Origin of the sequence: Chitinimonas prasina (assembly GCF_030160395.1) — a bacterium.
GTDB classification, from domain to species: domain Bacteria; phylum Pseudomonadota; class Gammaproteobacteria; order Burkholderiales; family Chitinimonadaceae; genus Chitinimonas; species Chitinimonas prasina.
Map to the genome: position 1 here is coordinate 1 of NZ_BSOG01000025.1, position 903 is coordinate 903.

2 pseudogenes are annotated in these 903 nt (G+C 62.8%); one reads left to right on the forward strand and one right to left on the reverse strand.

The features are described from left to right. Nucleotides 1-661: pseudogene (locus QQK16_RS20985) on the forward strand (IS3-like element ISRj2 family transposase); the annotation flags it as partial. A 135-nt stretch (nt 662-796) separates the two neighbouring features. Here the strand turns inward: QQK16_RS20985 and QQK16_RS20990 are convergent. After that, nucleotides 797-903 (reverse strand): annotated as a pseudogene (locus tag QQK16_RS20990) (transposase); the annotation flags it as partial.

Genomic DNA, 903 nt, shown 5'->3' on the forward strand with positions numbered 1-903 from the left:
GCTGCGATCGTTGCTGCGGCGGGAGGGCGTATACGCCGGTCGCCGCCACATCGCGACGCTGATGAAGCGCATGGGGATCGAGGCGGTCTATCGTCGCCCGAACACGAGCAAGCCGGCTCCGGGTCACAAGATCTACCCGTACCTGTTGCGCGGATTGAAGATCGAGCGGCCCGACCATGCGTGGGCAATGGACATCACCTACATTCCGATGCGGCGTGGCTTCGTCTATCTCGCGGCGGTCGTCGATGTGTTCAGCCGACGGGTCCTGGCCCATCGCGTCTCGATCACAATGGAGGCGGCCTTCTGCGTCGAAGCGGTCCAGGAGGCGTTGGCGAAGCACGGCAGGCCCGAGATTTTCAACACGGATCAGGGCAGCCAGTTCACCAGCCTCGAGTTCACCGATGTGCTGCTGGACGCGAAGATCGCCATCAGCATGGACGGCAAGGGCGCCTGGCGCGACAACGTGTTTGTCGAGCGGCTCTGGCGCACGGTCAAATACGAAGAAGTATATCTCCGCGCCTACGACAGCGTGTCCGAGGCGCGAGCGTCAATTGCCAAGTATCTGGCCTTCTACAATCAGGGACGCCCTCACTCGAGCCTTGACGGGCGCACGCCCGACGAGGCTTACTTCGGCACGCAAGCTATGGTGATGGCCGCATGACCGTCGCCGACGGTTTTGTCGTCGCTCTGGTCGGGCTACGCCCTCCCGACGCAACGACAAAACCGTAAAGCCCCGCGTTCAGCATAACCCGGCAGGAATCCACTTAAATCCAGCGGGGCGCTGTCCAAACAACCGGGGCCAGCTCTCCATGCCGAGAACTTCGCGCCGGCCATCGCTGTTGACGCCGACCGCGACGATTACCGCAACGGACACGATGCGGCCATTCTGGCGCACCTTCACGT